Genomic DNA, 22,437 nt, shown 5'->3' on the forward strand with positions numbered 1-22,437 from the left:
TTGCCTCCACATTTTAATTTACATTACATCATTATAGAGCCGTGTACCATTCCCTTAAAGGCAATGCCTTGATATGTATAGCGTCAGGGTCTTGGGTTTTTTCGAGTTGGGGAAAATACTCTGGATATTGAGCCAAATATTCGCTAACACACCATCGAACCGACCAGTTAATATCTGTTGACCATTTTATCCAATTGTGTATTTCCTCCTTTGGAGCATTTTGCAATAATCCATGCATATACCATCCACGCACTCCTCCTTCTGTTTCATGCATTAAATGCACCCAATACAACTTTCGCTCTTGTTCATTCATCGGTTCGCCGAGGGTCGATACTGCAATTTTACGAACAATAGCGGATGAATCTTTCGTGAAACTCCATAACTCTTCACGTGATAATTCGTCCCTCTCAACTAAAACTGTTAAAGAGAGCGCTCTTTCGGTATCATCGATTGAATGAATTGCGCTATAGAGATTTTGATTTTTTATACTTATCATGGGTAAAGTTTTTTTTATGTACCTTGGCTTATCTGCCCTGTTCATATAACGAATTGTATTCTCAACATTAATTCGAGGAGCCAGGTTATCATTACCCTCAAGTGGTTCTCCATGCTCGACTAACAAGTGTCTTAGCATCTCCGCACTTAGACTCGGAAATTGGGAGAACAAATGGGCCGCAACACCAGCCACAAGCGCAGCCGATCCAGAGGTGCCCCCATAAAAAGATACGCGCTGACCAGAATCTTCAGTTTCATAAGAGGGGATTGTAAGGTGTAGTCTGGGCGCTAATATATCTGGCCTAAAGTGGCCATCTCCATTTCTACCATAAGGTTCATCAGGGTAAGGAACGTGTAATGAACGATCGGCCTTTCCACGATCAACGTAGCCTCCTACTGCTAGATATTGTATTGGAGGCATGATGTTATTTAAACGTGTATTTCCATTCGAACAAATAACCAAAATGCCCTGTTGCACAGCTGTCGCCAATGCTTTAACAGTTGAGTTTTCACTCGTATTTTTAAGATAAACTTCATTATCTAATGCCTGCCAACCAGTACTTAAAATAATTTTAATATTCCATTCGACCCCATGTTCAAGAATCCATTCCATTCCTTTTTTCAGACGTTCTCCTTCTCCAGTTGTAAATGCGCCATGATCTAAAACGATTAATGTTGCTGCTGGTGCAATCCCGACGTGAATTTGTTCCTCTAACAGAATAGGTTCATGAGCTAAAGCCAGTACACTCATAAGGCCATGTTCACCTTTCCGATTATCCTCCTCCCTGTTCATAGATGAAATGTCTCGCACAGAGACAGTCATATTTTCATGTACGGCAACACATTTGATTCGTGTATTTAAGTGATTTACGAGATGATGTTGTTTAATTGAATCGATAATTACAATTCCCACACCCAGACCAGAAGTATGAAAATCAGGTTGTTCAGCAAAACCTAACCTTTTCCATGTCGGATCGGGTATTGCTCTATCCACACGATCACCTCAGATTTGATATCATTAGAATACTCTCTCGCCTTCCGCTTAAAGTACATTATCATTCATCCAACTAAAATCGGCAGATTTCGAGCTCTCTGGCGATCTTATTTATACTAGAATCATACAAGGCCCTCTTTTTCCATAAACTCATCTTTGGTTAATCCAAAGAGGATCATATCCTGGTATTTTCCATCGGTGTAGATCACCTGGCGACGCACACCTTCCTGAATACATCCAAGTTTTCTCATCATGGCTGCAGAAGGTTCATTTCCTTCGAGTACAGAATCATTGAATTTGTTGAGCCTACGCTCGAAGAAGGCATACTTCAGTAAGATTCGTACGGCTCTGGTCCCGTATCCTTTTCCTCGATGATCCCTGTCAATTTGAATGCCAATGCTAAAGGTACCGTTTCTCTCATCAATGCTGTTCAGATTCACACCTCCGACATTTTCACCATCCATGTTTACAATTGTAAACATGATCCGTCCTTTGGCTAAAGAAAAATCAGAGAAGTTTTCCGTGAAACTCTTCGCTTCAACATGGGTTGGCGGCAACTCTACTGCACACTCCAATAACCGACGGGCGGGTGTATCAAAGCGGTTATAATAATGATCTTCCCAATCTTCCTCACGCAAAGCACGCAATCTAACCTTGTCATCCTGCCAGAAATATTGACTATAATCGATCTCTCTCAATTCGCCGCCCCCTAGATTATTTTATCTCCAACTTTAAGATCCATCTTTATGGCTTTTCAGATCTTCTATAATTTGCTTATGCGTAGACAAGAAATGTTTTGGTATAGAATGTATATCAAAAAATCTTGTTTCTATGGATTCTTCACTTTCTATTATAGCTCCAGAAAAATCTTTGCTTTTAAACATCACTTGCACTAATGCAACTTCATCTCCATTACCATAAACCTCTTCGTACTGGGGCCCAGAATATATCGAGAATAAATCCATGGAGTTCAGTATTAGACCAGTTTCTTCGTAGACTTCTCTCTTGGCTGTCTCCTGGACACTTTCTCCCATCTCCATAAAACCACCGGGAAATCCCCAGAATCCATTATCCGACCGTTTCTGCAATAGAATTCTTCCAGCCTTATCGAACACGATTGCTCCTGAAACCACCATGATCACTTTGGAATTACCAACAAATGAGCTCACATACTTAATATAGTCTTGCTCCATGGACCGTCTCCTTAGCTTGTTTTATATAGAATATAATAACCCATAATGTGGAATTGGAGGAGATTTGTTTTCATTAAACACAACGAAAATAACCCCCGAACAGGATAAAACCTGTCGGAGGCTACGCTCTAATTTATATCAAAATCCCTTTACGATTCTTCCGTATATTGAGGCTTGGACACGTTATCCGGAACCGTTTCGTCAAAAACATCCTGACCTGGATAATCCCGTACGTCTCCCTCGTGAAGCTCATGATTTTCATAATCAAAACGATGTGCAGACCGCTGGTCCACCCGCCACGGAGAACTTTTCCCAAGAGACTCGGATAACAGAGATGAACCGTAAGGACCCTCCGGGAATTCTTCGAGTGTGATATCGTTTCGCTGCGACTCCACCGTAGACACATCGGTATATTCTTGCCGTTCTTCACGCAAAAACTTATCTTTCATCGTTTATCCCTCCTAATCCACTTCAGATGACCAACGTCCACTTATTGTGAGCGAGGACAAACGCATTTATGCATGATCTTTGGAAAACACTGCGTTTATGGTTCTAATCCATCGTCTTATTCATCACCGGATTAATCACGTTAATCATCGCCATCATCATTAGCGAATCCATATTAAAAGTACAAAAGCAATGAGGCCAGCCATGCTAATCCAGGTATCGCGTTTGGACCATACCAATAACGATGAACGTCCTCCGAGCGTAGAGTGCTCTCTAACTTTACGCATTTCCATCGCAATGGTCATATCCTCTGCACGTTGGAACAGTGCCATCAACAAGGGAATCACCATCGGACCCAGGTCACGAATTCGAACGGTATTTGGTCTTAAAGCTGCCTTTCCACGTGCCCGCACGATCAGTGAGAATCGCTGCCACTCACTCCAGATCATCGGGATAAACCGAAAGATTAACGATACAGCAAGAGCAAACGAAGCTACGGGCAACCTGATCTTTTTACCGATACCGAGTACCCAGTTAAGCCCTTCTACCATTCGCCCATAAGGCGTCGTCAACGAAAACCAAAGGCTTGCCAATGTGACGATAAACAAACGATACACATTCAGCAAAGTGCCCTCCGCCTGCATCAGGGAAAAGCCAAAGTGCAGACCTCCTCCCTCTGTTGAAAGAGTTGTCCCAGATAACGCCGTTGAGATGATGAAAAAGAATAATAATGGCTTCATTAACTTCATACATCCAGCCAAAGTCTGACGCGGGAGCACGGCAAGTGCTACTACTACCGGCACCAGTGTTAAAGTCAATCCCAGCCATCGCTGTTGAAGCATAGCTGCGGTGACCAGCAAAATATACAAAATCCATTTCAGACGCGGGTCCATAACGCCATATAATCCGCCTGAATGAGTCAAGGTGTTCGGAAGAAGCTTTGGATCATCTTCAGTTTCAACGGACGACAGCTTCTGTGCTTTTTTTTCATACTTCATTACATCGCTCTTGAGTTCCATCGTTACCGTACCTGATGTTTCTTTCGATTCGGTTTGAATCTGTAACTCAACTGACTTGGATTGAACAATACTTTCAGCCATCTCCTCTGGCGTCATCGCGGTCAAAGGCAGCTCTAGACCCGCTGCTCTAAACTGCTGTGCCAGTCTCATCGATGGTGGCAGTCCAATCCCTGTCTGCTCCAGCAGTTCAGGCCTTTTGTGAAGTTCTCTCGGCGTAAGATCGGCAATTAGACGGCCTTCCTGCAACAACAATACTCGATCCGCACAAGGCAAAAATGTATCCAGATCATGGGTCGCTACCACACCCCCACCACCTGCCAGACGATGTTGCTCCAATACATCCAGCAGAAGCCCGACACTTTGCGCTTCCAACCCTGCGCTCGGCTCATCCAGCAGAAGCCAGTGTGGATTGGTCACACTTCCGAGAGCAAGTCCAAGCCTGCGCTTCTCTCCCCCACTTAGAGCAAATGGCGACCTGTCCAGATGAAAACGTCGGCCCAACTCCGAGGATACTGGCGGGTCCCATTGGTTCAGTGCTTTTGTGATCTGCTCTTGTTGCTGTTTCTCTGAAAGTCGATAGGGACGCAGAGAATATGAGAATTCACGCTGAATACTTCGGGCAAACAGTTGTTGTTCCGGAAATTGAAACAATAGTCCCGTTTGCAATAAAATCGACTGCGGCACTTTTCCTTCTTTCCAGAAAGGAGTGCCATCCAATGTGATACTTCCTGCATCGGGCGGTCTTAGACCAGCCAACGTCTGTAGTAAAGTCGTTTTTCCTGAACCCGTACAGCCCAGCAACAAGGTGATTTCCCCACTGTTCAACTGTACACTCACATCTTCAAGCAGTGCACGTTTGCCCGATGCCGATGCTTCTATACGTATATCGGTCAGCTCAATCCCCAACGTGCGACCTCCTTAGCCAGTTGCTCGGGTCGCAGTGGCATGGCTTCTGGCATCATACCTTTTTGCTTGAGCAATAACGCAGTTTTTACAGTAAAAGGAGGGTCCAACCCTAACCGTTCACAGGGAGAGAGCTGTACATTTTCCCAAGTAGCCTTCTCATTCAACTCTGTTTCATAGAAAAAGGACTCAGGCGCCCCGTTGTACACACAACGTCCCCTCTCCATAGCAATGATTTGATCACACAGGGTTGCTTCCTCCAGATGGTGTGTAATCCAGATCACCGTTGTACCCCGCTGGGTAATCTTCTGAACGATGGCCTCGATACGGTCTCTTGCTCCCGGATCAAGCATGGCTGTTGGCTCATCCAGAATCAGTATATCCGGTTTGGCTGCGAGCGCTACAGCAATATTAAGCAGTTGTTTCTGTCCACCGGATAATTGTGAGACCGCCTTCTCCGGGGGATATTGAAGTCCTACGGTATGTAATGCATCCTGCCTGCGCTCCAATTGCTCTTCTACAGATTCCATCAATGGTGACAGCGCAAAATGAAACTCCTCTTCAATCGTATCGCCTAGTACCTGTGCATCCGGTTGCTGCAGTACACCCCGAACGGTAAGTTCATCCGAGATATCCCGTACCCCTCCAGATAGTGGAATGAATCCAATCAGTAGTCCAGCGAGTGTGCTTTTTCCACTGCCATTCGCCCCTACAATACTAATCCATTCTCCTTGGTGCAGCGTAAGTGAGACCCCATCCAGTGCTTTTCTCACCTGACTACCTTCGGAAGCATAATGCACTCGAACATCTTCTAATGTAATTATAGGCAGGTTGCCTTGCATCGTAAATTAGTCCTTTCCCTTTCTATTGTTATGTGGTACGATCCTAATCGTTAACCACATTTATATAATTGGTTAACAATCATATTACCAAAATGGAGAGGATTGTTCAAACATGAAATTATCTTTGCGAGGCATTGTATTCAGCGCACTTATGGCCGCAATATTAGTACTTTTTGGTTACATAAGCATTCCCATTGGCTTCTCCCCTGTACCGATAACATTACAAACTTTGGCTGTCATGCTGGCCGGAGGATTACTTGGTCCACTATATGGTTTTCTAAGTGTCACGATGGTTGTTCTGCTCACCGCTCTTGGATTCCCCTTGCTGCACGGGACCGGAGGACTTGCAGTACTTCTTGGACCTACCGGAGGATATGTGATGATGTGGCCGTTCTCCGCATTATTGATTGGATTGTTGCTTGCACGAATCAACATCAAAGGTGTAACAGGATTCATACTCGCTTTTGTTGTATTTGAACTATTTGGTTCACTGCTCGTGTATGTCTCGGGGGTCCCTTGGCTTGCTTATGCTTTCAAAATGGACTTACCTGAGGCCATGATTCAAGGGTTCTATCCTTACATAATTGGGGATCTGATCAAAGCTGTATTTGCTGCCATCATCATTGCGCCAGTGCGAATGGTTTTCCCACCTCAACGTCTCACAGGTAACATGCATTCCACGGTTATAAAGGTGGATTCTTAATAGAAGCTACATATCCTATTAGATCACGAGCCTCCATATTCTAAAAAAAAACAGCCAAAATCACTTTGGCTGTTTTTGTTACTTCTCTTCCTCGAAGGTTATTCTATCATCGGAGTGATCCGTGTAAATCTTCTTTAGTTCAACTTATATATTCACCTGAATTAATTGGCGCTCTGTAATATGAAATTGTTGATCCGCTGTATTTTCAACAAACCTCTGATCATGAGATACATACAGAATCGTCCCTTCATACGCCTTAATAAAACGCTCCAATGCTTCCAATGCATGCATATCAAGAAAGTTCGTCGGCTCATCCAACAATAGAATGTTATATTGTCCAAGAAATAAGTGACATAATTGAAGACGAATCGCTTCTCCTCCACTTAATGTCCCAACATTCTTCAGCAAGTCATTGCCTGTAAACTGCATCGCATGCAACGCACTTCTCAGCTCAGATTCCTCATATTCCGAACGATTTTTCAGGAATTGTAATACGGTCTCTTTTGTCGTGAAACGATAGCTCATTTGCTGAAAATAACCGAGCTTTGCTTTTGGAGACATTGTGATGTGATCCCCAGCATGGAAAACATGGTTAAGCAATGTACTTTTCCCGCTGCCATTGGCTCCGGTTATCGCTATTTTTTGTTTTAATGGAACCTGAAAACTTACATCCTCCAGCAATACGTTACCTTCCACTTCAAGTGTAAGGCGATCTGCCATAATCGGAAATCGGTTGTGCAGCTCCAGTGTCTTTGGCTGACGGAAGATCATAGGCCGATCCTCTTGCACCGCTTTAACCTCAAGAAGTTGTTGCATCCGCTGTTCAATCGCTTTGGCTGCGCGGTGGACCGCTTTTTGACTGGTGCCTTTGGATTTGGTTTCAACCATACGGTTTGTTTTTGCCTTGGATTCTTTTTTGGACATGCTTCCAGCCTGCGTGATTTTCTCGGCTTTCTTCATCTTTTCCCGGGCGGCCAGCTCCAATCGCCTCTTCTCCTTCGAGAACTGCTCATGGGCCTGGTTTTGTTGTTCACGCTCCAGCCTCTTCTGTGCCTGGTAATCGCTATAGTTGCCGGAATATACGTGAACCTCACCTTGATGGATTTCCCAGATCGTGGTCACCAGTTCATCCAGAACCGCACGATCATGACTGATCAGCACAAGCGCCCCATAATAATAACGCAATTCATCCAGTAAAAATGTAATGCCCTCTTGATCCAGGTGTGTTGTTGGTTCATCCAGTAACAGTACTTCATGATAATGAGTGAACATTTGAGCCAGTTTTAAACGGGTCTGTTCTCCACCACTCCATGGCTGATCGTGTTGAGGTATGGCTAATTTACTGAGTAGAGCCCCGTCAACTTCGATACTTTCGTTAGACTGGGGTGGTTCCACTTGTTCCATATAACCAAACTCTGCAAAACGTTTTACCTTTCCGGCTGTTGGCTGGATCTGCCCCGCAATGAGTTTCAACAGTGTACTTTTACCCTGACCATTAACACCTACTACACCAATGCGATCCAGTTGATGCACAGCCAGTCGCTCAATGTTCAGTATTACTTTATCCATATAGGTCATCTCAACCTGTTCTAATTCAAAACATATCTTTTCCATATTCGCTACCTCCGAAATAAGATTTATTTCGTATCGATAGCGAAGCACGCTTCTATCGATACGAGCTTATCGTGCCAGCTCGTATCAATAGAACAGTAACGTCATCATAGCGGTTACCTCCAGTAGTCTGTATTGAGCGCCTTTACCTAATTATTTAACTGATATAGATATTCAGAAGAAAAACAAAGAATCACAGGCCACGGCCTGTGATTCAACGTAAACGGGAAAGCGAGTATAACACTTATCTTAAGGTCAGGATGATTGAAAATGACAGACTGATCCCGTTTACTCTGAACCGATAGTCAGAGCCTTTGAACGTATTCAATTACCGATTCAAAGGAAGGAAGCGCAGTCTCATTGCATGTGTCATGTTCAATAATCCACCTTTCATTATGATGTATAGATGTACAATTCTAATTATAATTTTCCAATTCCACCATGTCAACGGAACGATGAAAACACTATACCATCAGATTAGTACATCAATCTACTTTTGTTCCTGAACATTACCGCTACTTAATTTTAATAGAAGCTCTTGGCTACTAACCTGACCTGTAGCCTGCGGAATCACTTCTTCGTAGTTGGCTGAGTTGGTTACAATAATAGGTGTCACCGTATGATAACCAGCAGCCTTAATCTGTGCAATATCGAACTCAAGCAACAGATCTCCCGCTTGGACCCGATCGCCTTCCTTGATATGGGAAACAAAATGCTGCCCATCCAATTTAACGGTATCAACTCCCACATGAACCAATATCTCAGCACCGGTGTCTGATACTACAGCCAAGGCATGTTTTTTCTTGAATGCAACGGTAACTGTACCATCAAAAGGCGCTACAACTCTGCCTACAGCTGGCTCAATCGCAATCCCTTTACCCATTGCTCCCGATGCAAAGGCCGGATCTGGAACTTCCGACAATTCAACAATTGTTCCTTCGATTGGGCTAAATACATTTTCGTCTGAAGCATTCGTTGCACGAACAGATTGCTTAGCGGATGACGTAGATTCGGTTTTTGTTTCTTCTTCAACTGGATCTTTGAAGCCCATGATGTACGTCAGTACAGCCGAAACAACAAACGATACTACGATACCCAGAATCAATCCTGGGAAACCTTGTCCACCTGGTCCGTAGAAGATTGGCAAGGTCAGCAACCCTGGTGCACCGGATGCAAATGCCAATGTGCCCGCTTGACCAATGATAGCTCCACCAACTGCACCACCGATTACCCCTGCAATGAATGGGCGTTTCAGTGGTAATGTTACCCCGTAGATAGCCGGTTCCGTAATACCGAACAGAGCCGTCAACGTGGATGATCCCGCCAATGTTTTCAGTTTTTTGTTCTTGGTTTTAAGCATAACCCCAAAAGCAGCGCCCGTTTGAGCAAAGATCGAAGCTGTCGCAGCCGGTTTAACGCCATCCTGTCCATACACTGCAACGTTGTTGATAAATACCGGAATCAAGCCCCAGTGTATTCCGAAGATAACGAGCAACTGCCAGCTTGCACCCATAACGGCTCCTGCGAGCAATGGACTGAATCCAAATGCGGCAACCAGTCCAGCTGCAATTCCATTACCAACGTATACGCCAAATGGTCCGAATACAAGCAATGTCAGAGGTACCATAATCACTAGCAAAAACAATGGCGTAACAAAGTTTTTCACACTATCGTGAAGTGTTTTATTAAAGAACTTCTCCAACTTGCTCATGACAATGACAGCTAAAATGATAGGGATAACTGTAGATGAATAGTTCATCAAAATGACAGGGATACCGAAGAAATCCGTTGGTGTTCCCTCTGATTTCAACGTGACGATGGACGGATAGATCAGTGCTCCTGCAATCGTCATCGCAACAAACATATTCCCCTGGAATTTACGTGCTGTTGTAACCGCTAACAAGAGAGGCAGGAAATAGAAGAGACTATCTGCTGCTGCATACAGGATCGTATATGTTGTTTCTGTCGTTTCCAGCCATCCAATATTGCTTGCAATCAACAATAACCCTTTTAGAATACCGGCTCCCGCCATAACACCCAGAAGTGGTGCAAAGATGCTGGATATGATATCGATAATACCCCCGAGTCCTTTGGCTGCTTTGCGAGGTTTTTCTTTATCTGACGAATCGTCCAGAATGTTACTGATCTGTCCAATGGCACTATAGACTTCAGGCACCTTGTTACCAACAACCACCTGGAATTGTCCTCCATTTTCTTTGACTGCGATGATGCCTTCTGTTTTCTCAAGTTTGGCTTTGTCTGCCTTGGCATCGTCCTTCAATACAAACCGTAATCGTGTTGCACAATGAACCAGCGATTCCACATTTTTCTCACCGCCAACCAATTCTACAATCTCTTTGGCCAGTTTCTCTTGACTCATGATCTGCACCCCCACTTTTTCTCAAACAGGACTCTTACCGATTTTTTTGCACGCAAAAAACCTAAGCCTTGAGCAAGGGGACACAATGGTCCTGACCTTCTCATGACTTAGGTTTTGCCTGCATAACCAGTAACAATCCCAGTTAAATCGTATTCAATTCCTGTTAATCACATATTATTATAATAAAACCATTTTTGTCAACATTTAAATATTATCGATTAACCACTCGTTCGATATGAACCGTCAGATACAACTTTTCTTCATTGGTCAACTCATGGTTGTATTCCTTTTTGACAAACAACTCAATTTTCTCCGTGCACGCTGCGGCATCCGGATGTTTCTCCTTAATCATGTCATAGAAATGATCATAGTTGTTGTCGTAATGCGTACCACTGAGCACACGCTGGGAGAAGAACTTCAGATGTGTGATAAAGCGAAAATAACTGAGAGAGTCCTCATCAAATTCCATTTTGAAATGATATTTCGCTATATTAATAATCTGCTGGATAAACTTCGTAATATTCATCGTTGTAATAACTTCTTCGTTCATCTCTGCGTTAACAATATGAAGAGCAATAAAAGCGGCTTCATCGGGTGGAAGCTCAATATTCATTCGGGTATTGATCTGTTCCAGCGTCCTCAGGCCGAGTTCGAATTCGGACTTGTACAACTGTTTGATCTCCCACATTAATGCGTTCTTGATCTCCACGCCTTCCCGATAACGTTCGATGGCGAAGTTAATATGATCTGTAAGAGATACATAGATGTTCTCATTCAGCTTTCGGCCCAGATTCTCACGTGCATACGTGATAATCTCTTCCACAATTTCAATCAGTTCCATCGGAACTTCCCGCAGTAGCATTTTGAAATTATCGGAAGTTTGTTTGTTTTTCAATGCAAATACTTTCTGGATGCGGGTCTCGTCTACTTTATCCCCCGGCTTTTTCTTAAAGGCAATCCCACGTCCCATCACCACAAGCTCTGCTCCATCCGCCTGATAGATGCTAATGACGTTATTGTTGATAACCTTTGCTATTTTCACTTCAATCCCCCCGTCACGTTCCACTCTCTTGGCAGTTATACATCGTCTTTTGGGCATACAAAAAAAACCTGAAGCATCACAAAATAAACAAGACATGGTGGTCTGCTTTTTTTGGTGCTTAGGTTTTGCCTACTTCGAGTAGTAACAATCCCAGAAACGATATAATTGCGTCAAGTATAGCGCGAACCTGACTATATGTCAACGCTTTCAATGCAGGAACAATCGGAAGTCCCATGGTTATATAAATTGAACTAGAGAATATTTACACTAGCTACTCCGATGACAGAACAACCTTCCGATCGCTGTTATCTCCAGCTTTTTTCTGTCCTCTCCGTTTTGTGTATATGTTTAGTTCAATTTATATAGATGAAACTTCCGATGTTTTATTACCGTACAAGATCATTTTAATTCAGAAAAATATAAACTACGCGTCACCCAGGTTTGTTCCGTTGGATTCGATCACATTTTTGTACCACTTAAAACTCTTCTTCTTCAGTCGTGTCAGCTCACCTTGACCTTCATTATTACGATCCACGTAAATGTAGCCATAACGTTTTCTCATCTCACCTGAGGAGGCACTTACAATATCAATAGGTCCCCAGCTGGTGTAACCGATGATGTTCACCCCATCCTGAATGGCCTCACCCATTTCAGCTACATGTCGTTTCAAGTAGTCAATCCGGTACGCATCATCCACTTCACCTTCCGGTGTAACCTCGTCATTGGCACCAAATCCATTCTCAACAACAAACAGCGGCTTCTGATAACGATCATGTAGTTGATTGGCGGTAATACGGAATCCTTTGGGATCAATCGTCCAGCCCCACTCGGACTTCGCCAGATATGGATTGGCTACCGAGCCAAATACATTACCACTGGTCATATTTTTGATAACTTCCGGATCGGTACTGGTTGTACGACTAGAATAATAACTGAATCCGATATAATCTACGGTATGATTCTTCAAAATTTCCGCATCACCCGGCTGCATAACAATATTCAACTCGTGATCTTTGAAGAAACGTTTGGCGTAACCCGGATATTCCCCACGTGACTGCACATCGATGAAGAAATAGGACTCTCTATCTTTTTCCATGCCCTGGAACACATCTTCCGGATTACAAGTATACGGATAGAAGCTTCCTGCGGCGAGCATACACCCAATCATGGCACCAGGAATAATCTCATGACATGCCTTGACTGCCAGTGCACTTGCAACCAGTTGGTGGTGAGCAGCCTGATATTGAATTTCCTTGATGTTATCCCCTTCATTAAACGCCAGCCCCGCCCCAAGGAACGGAAGATGTAACAGCATGTTGATCTCATTAAATGTCATCCAGTATTTCACCTTGTTCTTGTACCGAGTGAATACCGTTGTAGCGTAAGTCTCGAAAAGAGTTACCAGTTCACGACTTCTCCAGCTGCCATACTTCTCGATCAGATGCACAGGCACATCGAAGTGAGCTAATGTAACTACAGGTTCAATGCCGTTTTTCAACAATTCATCAAACAGGTTATCGTAAAATTGTAATCCGGCTTCATTTGGCTGTGCATCTTCTCCTGTCGGGAAAATCCGTGCCCAAGCAATGGAGACACGCAGTGCTTTGAATCCCATTTCTGCAAATAGAGCAATGTCTTCATGGTAACGGTGATAGAAATCGATTGCTTCGTGCGAAGGATAGAACTCAGTAGCCAGCGGTGTAAAAGCCGGAACATTGCCTTTCATAATACTTCTGCGGTTCTCTCCTGTCGGAAGCAAGTCAACAATACTCAGCCCTTTGCCATCTTCCAGATACGCGCCCTCCGCCTGATTGGCAGCAATGGCTCCACCCCACAGAAAGTCTTTAGGAAATTTAAAATTCGTCATCATCATTCTCCTTCCAAATATGTAATGCAGCTACCCGCTCAAATCGTTAGAATATTAAAAAGACAAAATAGAAAAAACCCGAACCAGCCTGGATACACGAAAATGTGTAAACAAGCCAGCTCAGGTTATGCCCATATCGGTAACATTCCCAGATCATGATTATATGCGGATTGGATAAAACTTTAGCAAGAATCAGAACAGTTGTCAACTTCTTGAAACCGGTTTAGCTTCGGATTGCCCACTACGATATTTGATAGAACGCAGCACATGTGCCGCCAAGAATCATCTGTTGATCTGATATAGGTAGGGTATTAATGTGATTCATAATAAGACCATATACTTCAGAATACATAGCTGAAACGTTGCTCACGGGCCAGTCGGACCCGAACATTAACCGTTCTGCACCAAAGGCTTCTATGGCGATATTCAGATAGGCTGTAAAATCCTTTGGAGTCCAATTTGCCCAGTCTGCTTCCGTCACCATCCCTGAAAGTTTACAGTACGCATTGGGTTGTGCGGCCAATGACTCAAGCGCTTCTTTCCAGGGTGAGAGTATACCTGATTTTATGTCGGGTTTGGCTAGATGATCAAGTACAAATCGCTGTTCAGGAAACGCCTTAACCAGTTCAACGGCATAAGGCAGTTGCTCCTTGGACACCAACAGATCATAGGCCAAATCATACTCCTTAAGCAATGAAATTCCGCGCTGAAAGTCTTCTCTCAATACATACTTCAGATCAGGTTCATCCTGTATGACATGACGTACGCCCTTCAGATACGGATTGGACGCGAACAATTCAAGCTGATTCCGAACTTCATTCGAACAAAGGTCCACCCATCCGACAACACCTTTGATACATTCATGCCGATCTGCCAACTGCAGAAGCCACTCGGTTTCTGTCAGTGATTGTCTGGCTTGTACCGCAATACATCCATCCAGTCCGGATTGGACCAATAAAGGTTCAAGATCTTTTGGAAGAAAAGATTGACGAATGACTTTCATCTCTTCTCCAATCCATCCGTACTCGGCGACGTTGTATTCCCAAAAATGTTGATGTGCATCCAGCTTCATATTAGATCCCTCCCAGGGTATTTAAATCTAATTATCATTAAAAAGCAATCACTGATTTTCACATGATTTTTATTCCAATTGTGCAGGTATTGTCCAATATTAAATCATGATATAGTAAATTACGAAAACGCTTTCAGTACATAAATCGGTGGTGATTCTAGTATTAAACAAGTGAATTTTTGTTTGCGTTGAGCTCTATTTCCACCCTGCTTAACCGCTATTCACGTTCAACCATTCTCTATTCGAAGGAGACTATATTAATGAAAAAAAACCGCAAATCAGTCCTTTCTCTTACGCTTGTGACTGCCATGATTCTATCTCTATTCTCCTCGGCTATGGCTTCAGCTGCAACTGACAACAGCGAACAGGCCAATGCATCACCCGCTCCAAGCAAAATGCAGACCTATGTAAACGCCATGGAGCCTGGCTGGAATCTGGGTAACTCTCTGGACGCCGTTGGTGAAGATGAAACTGCCTGGGGCAACCCGCGCATTACGAAGGAACTAATTCAGTCGATCGCAGATGAGGGCTACAACAGTATCCGTATTCCTGTAACCTGGGAAGCCCATATCGGTGACGCACCCGACTACACAATTGATTCCGCTTACATGAATCGGGTTCAGGAAGTAGTAGACTGGGCGCTTGATGCGGATCTCTACGTCATGATCAATCTTCACCATGATTCCTGGCGCTGGATCAGTTACATGGAGAAAGACCATGACAACGTGCTTGCACGTTACAACGCTGCTTGGACTCAGATTGCGGACAAATTCAAAGATGCATCCGATAAACTCATGTTCGAAAGTGTTAACGAACCACGTTTCTCCGAAGGCGGCACAACAGATGCAGCGATTGGATATCGCATGCTGGACGAATTGAATACTTCTTTTCACAAGATCGTAAGAACTTCGGGTGGAAACAACGAGACACGTCCACTTGTACTTCCAACGATGCATACCTCTTCCGCTCAACCTGATCTGGATGAACTGAATAAGACCATTCAGAAATTGAATGACAGCAATATTATTGCAACCGTTCACTACTACGGGTTCTGGCCATTCAGTGTGAACATCGCAGGTTACACCAAGTATAACGAGGAAGTACAGAAGGACGTTACCGACACTTTTGATCGGGTATACAATGCTTTTACAGCGAAAGGCATTCCGGTTATCGTTGGTGAGTATGGCTTGCTTGGTTTTGATCAACACACAGGTGTCATTGAGCAAGGCGAAAAACTGAAATTCTTCGAATTTGTTGGACAATATCTGCGTCAAAAACAGATGACAACGATGTTGTGGGATAACGGACAACACTTCGGTCGCACAAGTTTTACTTGGTCTGATCAGGAATTATTTGATACCATGAAAGCCAGCTGGACAGGTCGCTCATCCACAGCCGAAACGGATCTCGTATATCTTAAACAAAATGAAGCCATTCAAGATAAGAAGGTAAAACTCAATCTGAATGGGAACAAATTCAATTCGTTGAAAAATGGCACTACCCCTCTTGTAAGAGGTAAAGACTATACGATCAAAAAAGATGTGCTTACGTTAAAATCCAATCTGTTAACCAAATTGACAACCTCTGGTGATTTGGGCGTAAATGCCACACTCACGGCTGGATTCAATGAAGGTGCTGACTGGAACTTTAATATCATTAAATATGACACACCTAAGTTGAACGATGCAACAGGTACAACCAGTGCATTTGCCATTCCGACTACGTTTAACGGGAACCAACTGGCCACGATGGAAGCAACATATGCAAACGGAGAAAATGCTGGTCCACAGAACTGGACTTCGTTCAAAGAATTCTCCTACACATTTAGCCCAGATTACGAACGTAATGTGATTGAGCTGAAACCTAACTTCTTCAATGAAACCAATGATGGCGAAGTCACGCTTAAGTTCCATTTCTGGAATGGAGATGTGCTGACGTACAAAATCACGAAAAATGGAACCAGCGTTGTTGGCGTAACTTCATAATAGTTATAAGGATTCCCCACTTGATCTATACCTGTGGTAATCACGAAAACGTTCTGTCCAGAGCCATCGGTTCGAACAGAACGTTTTTCCTTTTAATCAGATAATCCGTATCCATTATGAATGACCGTTCACAATAAAAACGAAACATTCCCACTCTGGCTATGAATGACATACGTCGCACCAAGCCCTTTATATACCAGACCAACTGGAGCCTTGTTACTGGAAACGACATAGAGATGTTGCGGATACCAGCTGTGACACAACTGGATATCCTGGCAACACTGAGGCAGATTATTCTCGAACACAAATGCATTTGTGACCATATATTCGGGTCGAGTCTGTTGCATCCCTTCCGTTTCTTGAATATAACGCACAGGAAATGCTCCAAGGGTTTGAAGTTGCTCCCGTTCCTCTTCACTGTGTACAAGCACAACGAAGGCTAATCCCTTTTTCAGTAATAAATCTACAAAATTCATCCCCGCTGCACTGTGTCCTGCTGATACAACAATCAATGCTTCATCCATTGCTGTCTACCTCGCCTTCACATCAGATCCTGCATATATCATCTCAAGTACGTTATGTGCGAATCATAGTCCTCTGTCTGCCTTTCCGCAATTGAACCGTATCCGATTCAGAACCTTCCTGATTGATTCCAGACCATATTCCTCTTTATATCCTGTCTAATCTGCCCTTTACGCTCTGGATCTCCTTATATCTCCGTTAATCATAAGCGATTAAAAAAATCTGATTAACCGAGCCTTAATCGAAGATATATCTCTTTTTAATCGCTTACATGCACAGATTCAAAGCAAACTGTCTTAATACTTTGGCTAAAAGTAATACAAAAAGACGAAGGAAACCTGATGATACATCAGTTCCTTTGCCTTGTATGATTTGTATTTCTCTACATCCATGTTCCAGTACATTTCTATTTCAAACGATCACTTATTGAGGTTCTTTGAATTTCACTACTAGCACCGCTTCCCCATTGGCTTGAACATGACCTGTTGAGGCTGCTGTAACAGTTGCTATGGTTTCGTTTCCACTAGGGATCAACACAGGTGTAATCAAAGGCAGACCCGCAGACTGAATGACATCCATGTCAAATTCAATCAACAATTGACCTGCAGTTACACGATCTCCGCTATTCACATGCGCGGTAAAACCGTTTCCTTTCAGTCCAACCGTATTAATTCCGATATGAACCAACATCTGTACACCTGTCTCATGCTCCAGAATCACCGCATGTTTACTCTTGTTCATGACATGTGCGATGACACCAGCAAACGGTGCATACACCTTACCTTCTGATGGCTCAATGGCAATGCCCTCACCCATGTGTTTTTCCGAGAACGCCGGGTCAGGAACCTGCTCCAGAGCAACGACGGTACCGTTCATTGGCGAAGCGATTTCGAGAAAATCTACCTTAGGACGATTGCTTGTAACGGCTTCGGTAACTGAATTAATACGCGGATTAGATTCCTCTGCTTTAACTTCAGTTGATGTTACTCCACTGTTCTCATGGCTCACCGATTCTTCTGCGACCGGTTGATCCTTATATCCGAAGAACCAGGTAAGTGCAAATGCAATCGCCATGGCAACCACGTTGGACAAGATATACAACGGCAGTTGGCTGTTCAGATAGAGCAGTGTACCGGGAATAACCGTTACAGCCATGCCTGTACCCTGCAGATGGAACAAGGAAGCGATGAAACCACCTACACCACCACCAACCAGTCCCATAATAAATGGTTTCATATAACGCAAGTTAACTCCGAAGATCGCTGGCTCCGTAATGCCCAGAAATGCGGACAAGGAAGAAGGTAATGCGAGTGCTTTGAGTTTCATATTTTTGGTCTTCAGACCGACTGCGAGACAAGCCGCTCCTTGTGCTGCCATGGCACAGGTAATGATGGCGTTGAACGGATTGAATCCCGTTTTCTCCAGTAGCTGAATCTCCAGGAAATTAAAGATGTGATGTACACCGGTAACGACAATAATCTGATGGAAGAATCCAATGATAATACCTGCGATGCCAAACGGAAGATCCAATACGGCAGTTGTTCCATGCAGCACCCACTCTTCTAGGGAATGGAATACGGGACCAATCGCGAATAGTCCAAGCGTAATCATAACCGTTAACGTAATAAAAGGAGTCAGAATTAAGTCCAGTGCCTCAGGCACCCGTCTTCTTAGTACCTTCTCAAACTTGGCTCCAATCAAACCTACAAAGAACGCGGGCAGAACCGATCCCTGATAACCCACGACAGGTATAAAACCGAACATATGCAGCGGCTGTGCTGATCCATCTGCCACCGCGTAAGCATTGGGTAATGCGGGATTGACCAGCATTAGCCCCAGTACAATACCAAGTACCGGACTTCCGCCAAATACGCGGAATGCGGACCACGCTACTAGTGCAGGCAGGAATGCAAAAGCCGTATCCGTCAGGATTTGAGTGAACAACAGGAAGTTGGCCGAGATATCATCCGGTGTTGCACCGAACAACGCCAGAATTTCATTCTGTGTAAGTAATCCGCGCAACCCCATGAACAGTCCTGTAGCTACCAGAACGGGAATGATGGGTACAAATACGTCACCAAACGTGCGGATAGCCCGTTGAAAAGCATTTCCTTCTTTTTTCCCCTGGCTCTTCACATCATCCTTGGACGTTCCTTCGATGCCCAGCTTCTCAACCTCTTCAAAGATTCGATTCACTGTTCCCGTACCAAAGATAATCTGATATTGACCTGAGTTGAAAAAGGCACCTTTCACCTTCTCGATGTTCTCGACCGTTTTCTGATCAATCTTTTCTTTATCTTTCACCATGATGCGAAGACGTGTTGCACAATGTGCAAATGATGCGATATTCTCTTTGCCCCCGATGGCATGAATGACTTCCTGGGCAATCCGTTGATTCTCCGACATGTTATCTCATTCCTCTCACGTAATACTTAATAATGCCATTGAGTTGCTTCAAAATCAGCTTTGCCTCCGCGTGTAAAGAAACGAATGTCCACGCTGTCCCGGCTTGGGAAAATCCTGCTGGTAAAGACCTCTTCCCCATCGTTCACAAAGACCTCGACTGAAGATGCATCTACGAACAGATGGAACTTAATCACTTCCACAGTAAGTGTGCACTGTCGTACAACGCCATTCTGCTCTGCCAGCTCGGTACCAGACATGGTCCGATCCAAGACAACTTTTTGCTGAATCCGATCATACAGAAGAACCGTTTTTTCAGTTCCATTTGCCCGGAATTCGATGCCTACAACCTCTGCTTCTACATGGCTTATCTCACATATCAGCTCATAGGCAATCCCATTAAGACCAGTGAAAGATCGACTCTCATTGTCAATTGTTGCGCGAATATGTGTCCCTTCCTCCTGCTGACGTAATTGGACCATCTCTGCAACCGGTTGTTGAATTAACTTGCCGTCTCTCAGTGACAATTGCCGAGGAATGGTCAGGCAATGAGCCCAGCCACTATCGTCTGTTGGATATTCCAGATCGGGAAGTCCCATCCAACCAACCAGAATACGTCTTCCGTCCGGGCCCTGCATCGTCTGCGGCGCATAGAAGTCGAATCCACGATCCAACTCCTGAAATTCACCATGATTGAACTCTCTCGTCTGGAGATTGAGCGGCTCACCGATCAGATAACCGGATTGAAAAATATTCTGATAATGATCTCCCACAGCGTCTATGCCTTGCGGGGAAAAGACAAGTACACCTTTCCCGTCTATCTCCATATAATCCGGGCACTCCCACATGTAACCAAAGGAGGTTAGCTGCGTGCGAATTTCACCAAGAAACTCCCAGTTGTTCAGATCAATGGAGCGATACAGCACTGTACATCCCGTCTCGTCTGTTCTCTGTGCACCAATTACACCATAATACGTGTCTCCTTGTTGCCACACCTTGGGATCTCTGAAGTGTTCCGTGTATCCGGCTGGCACAGACGAGATCACGGGATCATTCAGTTTGGTTACTGAACCGCTTTCATCCATAACTGCCAAGCATTGATACGGATGTCTGACCCAATCCTCATCCCTTGTATTGCCTGTGTACAGCAAATGCAGCTTGCCGTCTTTTTCAATCGCACTGCCGGAATAAGCTCCGTGTGAGTCATACCTGCCACCCGGTTCGATTCCAATCCCGACATTTTCCCAGTTCACCAGATTCTTCGAGCGGGTATGATACCAGTATTTCATGCCATGTTCTGTCCCAAGTGGAAACCACTGATAGAACAGATGATAATAGCCTTGATAATATGCAAAGCCGTTAGGATCATTAAGCAGACCTGTTATCGGCTGAATATGAAAACATTGTCGCCAAGGACATACGGATATCTGTGCTTCAAGCTTCGCAATCTCTCCAGGCTCCGCCTGCTCAATTCGTCTGTAGCGTTGCTCTCTAGTCATTTTCATAGCTGTTCTCCATTCAAAATATAGGAACCGGTTCCATTCGACGCAAAAAAATAATTCCATGGCATTAGTGCCTGCACCGGTGTTCGCATATCCGCATTGGATATTCACAATGGAACCGGTTCGATGGAATTATCATAAAGGATGTTTTTATAATTTGTCAACGCTTTCTCGAGGAATTAGTTCTACGTCGAGTGTTGTTCGTTCCTCCACCGACTCGCCTTTGACCAGACGAATAATGTGATTCGCCGCTACTTTGCCCGCCTGCAAATAATGATATTTCACAGTCGTCAGCGTGGGGTGAATCATCTCCGTAATATCATATCCGCCAAATCCCGTAACAGACAAATCTTGCGGTATGCGGATTTTATTGGAGAATGCAATCTTCATCACACCCAGTGCGATATTATCCGTGGCCCCCACGATGATCGTTGGTGTGGTCTCTTTCAGTATGGCTTCAGCGGTAACGATGGCTTCAGACATCTTAAAGCTTGTCTCATAATACTTCACTTCACATCCACCACACTCGGCGATTGCTCGCTGGAACCCTTGTTTACGATAGATTCCTACCGCCCGATCCTTCTCGCTAACCCCCATATACACGATCTTGCGATGACCCTGTTCGACGACATATCTGCCCATCTCATAACCTGCTTGGTCATCATTGTGAACCAGACTGTGCAGTTGCTCATGCTGCTGCCCCACCAACAACACCGGAATCCGTATATCCTCAACGGCCTTCAGATGTGCTTCGGTCACTTCAGCAGCCAGCAGAATAATACCCGATACCTTCTGTCGTGCAAAATCATAGATGGCATCAATCTCGCGCTGCATGTCCTGACTTGTATTTGCGATAAGCATCTGGTACTGATTACTCCGCAGTTCTTCATCAATTCCAATCAATGTCTGTGATGTTGCAAACGAATCAAGACGTGGCACAACCGTACCGATGATACTGGTCTTCTTAGCCTTCAGACTCTGTGCAAATGTGTTGGGAACATAATTGTATTGTTTGATAATGCGCTCAATCTTCTGGCGTGTATCCTCACTAACCGATCCGCCATTCAGGAAGCGAGAGACCGTGCTTTTTGCCACACCTGCCATCTGAGCGATATCAGAAATCGTTTTATTCATAAAGACTCCTCTTGTTTCTATTAGCTATATAAATTGAAATCAAGAATATTCACACTTACCACTCCGATGACAGAACAACCTTCCGATCGCTGTTATCCCCAGATGTTTTGATTTACTTTTTCAAAGGTGAACATCCGGAGATAAAGGCGAACGCTCCGCTTCTTCAGGTTCTTTCTGTCCTCTACGTTCTCGTGTGAATGTTTAGTTCAATTCATATAGTTTACCTTTTATTATACTTCGAATCCCGAACCTATGGCGAATTTGATTAAACTCCATTTATTGCACGTCTATGGTACATTCCCGATGTAATAGCAAAAGCCCGA

Annotated in this window: 17 protein-coding genes; 2 read left to right on the forward strand and 15 right to left on the reverse strand. The window is 44.1% G+C overall.

Annotation, left to right across the window (positions count from 1 at the left end):
- Positions 1–31: 31 nt before the first annotated feature.
- The 6 genes from MHB71_RS11395 to MHB71_RS11420 form a co-directional block, all read right to left on the reverse strand.
- Positions 32–1,489, reverse strand: a complete 1,458-nt coding sequence (locus MHB71_RS11395) for a S8 family serine peptidase (RefSeq protein WP_340029627.1) — start codon at positions 1,487–1,489, stop codon at positions 32–34.
- A gap of 122 nt (positions 1,490–1,611) precedes the next feature.
- Positions 1,612–2,187, reverse strand: a complete 576-nt coding sequence (locus MHB71_RS11400) for a GNAT family protein (protein ID WP_253508091.1) — start codon at positions 2,185–2,187, stop codon at positions 1,612–1,614.
- Between the two features lie 33 nt (positions 2,188–2,220).
- Entirely contained in the window at positions 2,221–2,682 is a 462-nt protein-coding gene (locus MHB71_RS11405; protein ID WP_340029628.1) for an NUDIX domain-containing protein, read from the reverse strand.
- A 149-nt stretch (positions 2,683–2,831) separates the two neighbouring features.
- The gene (locus MHB71_RS11410; protein WP_036608432.1) at positions 2,832–3,131 is read right to left on the reverse strand and encodes a hypothetical protein; all 300 of its coding nucleotides are present in this window, start codon (positions 3,129–3,131) and stop codon (positions 2,832–2,834) included.
- Between the two features lie 159 nt (positions 3,132–3,290).
- On the reverse strand, positions 3,291–5,054 hold the full coding sequence (locus MHB71_RS11415; RefSeq protein WP_340029629.1) for an ATP-binding cassette domain-containing protein: 1,764 nt from the start codon (positions 5,052–5,054) through the stop codon (positions 3,291–3,293).
- Positions 5,039–5,893: an ATP-binding cassette domain-containing protein gene (locus tag MHB71_RS11420; RefSeq protein ID WP_340020241.1), complete on the reverse strand. Its 855-nt coding sequence runs from the start codon at positions 5,891–5,893 to the stop codon at positions 5,039–5,041. The genes MHB71_RS11415 and MHB71_RS11420 overlap by 16 nt, the downstream gene beginning before the upstream one ends.
- Before the next feature lie 112 nt (positions 5,894–6,005).
- Between MHB71_RS11420 and MHB71_RS11425 the strand changes: the two genes are divergently transcribed.
- A complete protein-coding gene (locus MHB71_RS11425; RefSeq protein ID WP_076318029.1) occupies positions 6,006–6,596 on the forward strand; it encodes a biotin transporter BioY in 591 nt (196 codons plus the stop codon).
- Positions 6,597–6,740: 144 nt separating this feature from the next.
- On the opposite strand, the gene abc-f is transcribed toward MHB71_RS11425, so the two are convergent.
- From abc-f to MHB71_RS11450, 5 genes are all read right to left on the reverse strand, one after another.
- Positions 6,741–8,210, reverse strand: coding sequence for an ABC-F type ribosomal protection protein (abc-f, locus tag MHB71_RS11430; RefSeq protein WP_076318030.1), 1,470 nt, complete (start codon positions 8,208–8,210; stop codon positions 6,741–6,743).
- 487 nt (positions 8,211–8,697) lie between these two features.
- Positions 8,698–10,587 (reverse strand): beta-glucoside-specific PTS transporter subunit IIABC, encoded by a 1,890-nt coding sequence (locus tag MHB71_RS11435; protein WP_340029630.1) that lies wholly within the window; start codon positions 10,585–10,587, stop codon positions 8,698–8,700.
- 211 nt (positions 10,588–10,798) lie between these two features.
- Complete coding sequence (locus MHB71_RS11440) at positions 10,799–11,629, reverse strand: PRD domain-containing protein (RefSeq protein WP_047842771.1); 831 nt, start codon at positions 11,627–11,629, stop codon at positions 10,799–10,801.
- A gap of 424 nt (positions 11,630–12,053) precedes the next feature.
- The gene (locus MHB71_RS11445) at positions 12,054–13,496 is read right to left on the reverse strand and encodes a 6-phospho-beta-glucosidase (RefSeq protein WP_076318032.1); all 1,443 of its coding nucleotides are present in this window, start codon (positions 13,494–13,496) and stop codon (positions 12,054–12,056) included.
- A gap of 241 nt (positions 13,497–13,737) precedes the next feature.
- Complete coding sequence (locus tag MHB71_RS11450) at positions 13,738–14,568, reverse strand: amidohydrolase family protein (protein ID WP_340029631.1); 831 nt, start codon at positions 14,566–14,568, stop codon at positions 13,738–13,740.
- Positions 14,569–14,828: 260 nt separating this feature from the next.
- Here MHB71_RS11450 and MHB71_RS11455 point away from each other — a divergent pair, with 260 nt between their 5' ends.
- Positions 14,829–16,553 carry a cellulase family glycosylhydrolase gene (locus tag MHB71_RS11455; protein ID WP_340029632.1) on the forward strand — a complete coding sequence of 575 codons (1,725 nt, stop codon included), beginning with the start codon at positions 14,829–14,831 and terminating at the stop codon, positions 16,551–16,553.
- A gap of 128 nt (positions 16,554–16,681) precedes the next feature.
- Here MHB71_RS11455 and MHB71_RS11460 read toward each other — a convergent pair whose 3' ends face one another.
- The 4 genes from MHB71_RS11460 to MHB71_RS11475 form a co-directional block, all read right to left on the reverse strand.
- Positions 16,682–17,077 carry a hypothetical protein gene (locus MHB71_RS11460; RefSeq protein WP_340029633.1) on the reverse strand — a complete coding sequence of 132 codons (396 nt, stop codon included), beginning with the start codon at positions 17,075–17,077 and terminating at the stop codon, positions 16,682–16,684.
- Between the two features lie 421 nt (positions 17,078–17,498).
- Positions 17,499–19,481, reverse strand: a complete 1,983-nt coding sequence (locus MHB71_RS11465; RefSeq protein ID WP_340029634.1) for a sucrose-specific PTS transporter subunit IIBC — start codon at positions 19,479–19,481, stop codon at positions 17,499–17,501.
- Between the two features lie 26 nt (positions 19,482–19,507).
- Positions 19,508–20,983, reverse strand: coding sequence for a sucrose-6-phosphate hydrolase (locus MHB71_RS11470; RefSeq protein WP_340029635.1), 1,476 nt, complete (start codon positions 20,981–20,983; stop codon positions 19,508–19,510).
- Positions 20,984–21,130: 147 nt separating this feature from the next.
- Positions 21,131–22,114, reverse strand: a complete 984-nt coding sequence (locus MHB71_RS11475) for a LacI family DNA-binding transcriptional regulator (RefSeq protein ID WP_036608469.1) — start codon at positions 22,112–22,114, stop codon at positions 21,131–21,133.
- Between the last annotated feature and the right edge of the window lie 323 nt (positions 22,115–22,437).

This window comes from Paenibacillus sp. FSL H7-0940 (genome assembly GCF_037979415.1).
In the GTDB taxonomy this organism is placed as follows: Bacteria; Bacillota; Bacilli; order Paenibacillales; family Paenibacillaceae; genus Paenibacillus; species Paenibacillus amylolyticus.